The 2571-nt window shown below is 62.4% G+C and carries 4 protein-coding genes; 1 reads left to right on the forward strand and 3 read right to left on the reverse strand.

Features of this window, described 5'->3' with window-relative positions; translation table 11 throughout:
* Window positions 1-773: amidohydrolase family protein (locus WBF74_RS01235; protein WP_424434033.1), on the reverse strand; the 773-nt coding region annotated here is incomplete at its 3' end.
* Window positions 774-854: 81 nt separating this feature from the next.
* Between WBF74_RS01235 and WBF74_RS01240 the strand changes: the two genes are divergently transcribed.
* Window positions 855-1316 carry a MarR family winged helix-turn-helix transcriptional regulator gene (locus WBF74_RS01240; RefSeq protein ID WP_424434035.1) on the forward strand — a complete coding sequence of 154 codons (462 nt, stop codon included), beginning with the start codon at window positions 855-857 and terminating at the stop codon, window positions 1314-1316.
* Here the strand turns inward: WBF74_RS01240 and WBF74_RS01245 are convergent.
* Window positions 1313-1945, reverse strand: coding sequence for a GNAT family N-acetyltransferase (locus WBF74_RS01245; RefSeq protein ID WP_424434037.1), 633 nt, complete (start codon window positions 1943-1945; stop codon window positions 1313-1315). The genes WBF74_RS01240 and WBF74_RS01245 overlap by 4 nt on opposite strands.
* Window positions 1946-2179: 234 nt before the next feature.
* The coding region (locus tag WBF74_RS01250) for a hypothetical protein (RefSeq protein WP_424434039.1) at window positions 2180-2571 on the reverse strand (392 nt) is incomplete at its 5' end.

Below are 2571 nucleotides of genomic sequence, written 5' to 3' on the forward strand. Positions count from 1 at the left end.
GCATCAGCCTGCGCCTCATCGAGCCCCAGCTCGGCGAGGCCCGCGAGGCATTTCTTTGGTGAAAGCATCGGCCAGTTCGTACCGAACATGACGCGACCTGCCCCGACCCCCTTCATGTAATCGACAAAGGCGGGTGGCAGGCGATGCACCGCATAGGCGGATGTATCGACGAAGAAATTGCTGAACTTGATCGTCATGGTGGTGAGTTCGTCGATCCACGGAAAGCCGACATGCCCGCCCACGACCGTCAGTTCCGGGAAATCCAGCATCACATCTTCGAGATAGGGAATGAGACGGCCCGTCTCCGAGCGCATCAGCGGACCCGTATGACCGATCTGGGTGCAGAGCGGCACACCAAGCTCCACACAGGTCGCATAGATCGGGTAGTAGCGCCGATCATTCGCAGGCAGGTCCCACAACCACGGAACGATGCGGACGCCGACAAACCGCTTTCCATCCACCCACCGCCTTATTTCCCTCACCGCTTCCGCAGGATGACGGATATCCGCGCTTGCAAGCCCGCGCAGGCGATCAGGCGCTTCGTCAATCTGCGCGGCGACTTCCTCATTGCTGATAAGCGCGCCCTGCGGCCCGTACCACGCCGCAATCAGTGAAATGTCGATATTGGCAGCATCCATCGCGGCGAGGGTCGCCGCCACGCTCGGCACAAGCGGCTTGTCCGTCTGGCCGGTCCAGCGAAGAAGGGTCGCAAGCCAGGGGGCTGCCGCCATGCGCTCCGTGGTGATCTGCGCCCAGACATCAATCGCGCTCATAGGTCTCTCCTTTAAATTACTACACTAGTGTAGTATATTGAGAGCGTAATGCCTTCCGTCAACCCGACCCCCAGGTTTTTCATGTCCGCAAAAGACCAGCGCCTCTTCTTCCTCCTCCAGACAGCCGCCCACCGACTGAAACTGGTCGCCGATGCCGCGATGCTCGATGCGGGCGGCCTCACAACCGCACAGGCGGCGGTGATGGCTATCATTTGCGGTGAAGAACAGGTCTCGCAGCGCCAGATTGCCTCCCGCCTCGGGCAGCGGGAAAGCGCGGTCGGGGCCATGGCAGAACGGCTCATCAAGGCGGGCTATATCACCCGCACCCGCTCCGAAACCGACAAGCGCGCCTGGATTCTCGAACCGACCACAGCCGGACGGCAGGCGCTCGCCGCCATGGGCACGGCCTTCGCACCCGTCAATGCGCTGCTGGATGAGGCCTTTCCGGGCGAGGAAGCGGAGCGCCTGGGGGCGAGCCTTCGGCGCCTGATCGGGCTTCTGGAAAGACCCCGGATGTCAGATGAGGACGCGGCAGCAGACTAGAGCGGCTTCACCATGCGGATATGCGAGGGCACACCATGCGAGGCGGCAATCTTCGGCACATCCGTCTCGGCAAGGCGCTCGAAGCCCAACCGTTCATAGAAGCGCACAGCCGGGTTGGTTGACGCGACATCGAGATGGATGGCCGTACAGCCCGCTTCGCGCGCGCGGCGCTCGCAATCCCTGAGCAGTTTCTCGCCGATCCCCTGCCCGCGCCCCTGCGGATGGGCGGAAAGGAAATGCAGATACCACGCATCTTCCGGCACTTCGGGAAAGAGCCACGGGATGTAGCCCGCAACTGTCGGCAGATGGGCGAGCAGCTCCGGCGTTCCCATCTCCGCCATGGTTGCCATGCCGGTGCCGAATTCCTGCGCGTAAAGAGGCTGTGGAAATCCGAGCGCGATCCCGGCGAGATTTCCCTCCCACATCGCCGCCATCGCATGACGATGCGAAAAGGCACCTGATGATTGCTGCCAGAGATGGGAGGTGATGTTCAGGAAGGTGTCGAAGTCCCGATTGTAGAGACAATCGAAAACATAATAGCCGGTGTCATAGATGAGCCGCGCCGCCAGCTCTTCCTCGACCGGGCGCGCCTTTTCCAGCACCACCGTTTCCGCATTCATCGGCTTCATTGCCACCGCTCCCTGATTCTTTCTTGTTGGCCGATTTTCCGGCGCGGGAGCCTAGCACGCTGGACGCGGTCTTGAAGGAACAGGGCCGCACAAAAGGCACGGGGGAGTCTTTCAACTCCCCCGCTCTCCGCCGGCTATCTAGGGGTGTGCGTCCGGGTCGACGCCTGAGACGGCCGACGACGAGTTCTCGGCGGCAAGCGCGACCCGGCCTCGCGCTGGGCCACCTTAACCGTTTCAGGAAGCGCACTTGCCCTGATAGATACCGTTCAGGATCTGGATGCGAATTTCCGCCTGCTGGGCCTGTTCCTTTGCCGCCTGTCCCTGCTGGGCGGCAGCATTGCCGGCCGCGCCTGCGGCCTGAATGCCGCCAAGGCCAATGCCGCCAAAGTGAATGCCGAGCGACTGGGCAATGCCGACACCTGCATTCAGAACCTGCGCATTGGTGGCCGTGTTATTTGCCTGATTGATGACTTCCTGCTGCTGCGCGATTTCGGCGGCAAGCTGCTCGCAGCTCTTCTGACCATCCGGAATGCCTGCGCCTGCGGCTGCCGCAGTCGTCGCACTCACTGCAGGGGCTGCTGTTGCAGTGGCGGCAACGCCCTGCCCCATGATGGCAGCACCGAGCG

It is taken from the genome of Parvibaculum sp. (assembly GCF_049672805.1).
Taxonomy (GTDB): domain Bacteria; phylum Pseudomonadota; class Alphaproteobacteria; order Parvibaculales; family Parvibaculaceae; genus Parvibaculum.

Excerpts from the sequence above, each read along its gene's own strand:
- WBF74_RS01245 (WP_424434037.1), bottom strand. The coding sequence starts at position 1,945 with ATGAAGCCGATGAATGCGGAAACGGTGGTGCTGGAAAAGGCGCGCCCG.
- WBF74_RS01240 (WP_424434035.1), top strand. The coding sequence starts at position 855 with ATGTCCGCAAAAGACCAGCGCCTCTTCTTCCTCCTCCAGACAGCCGCC.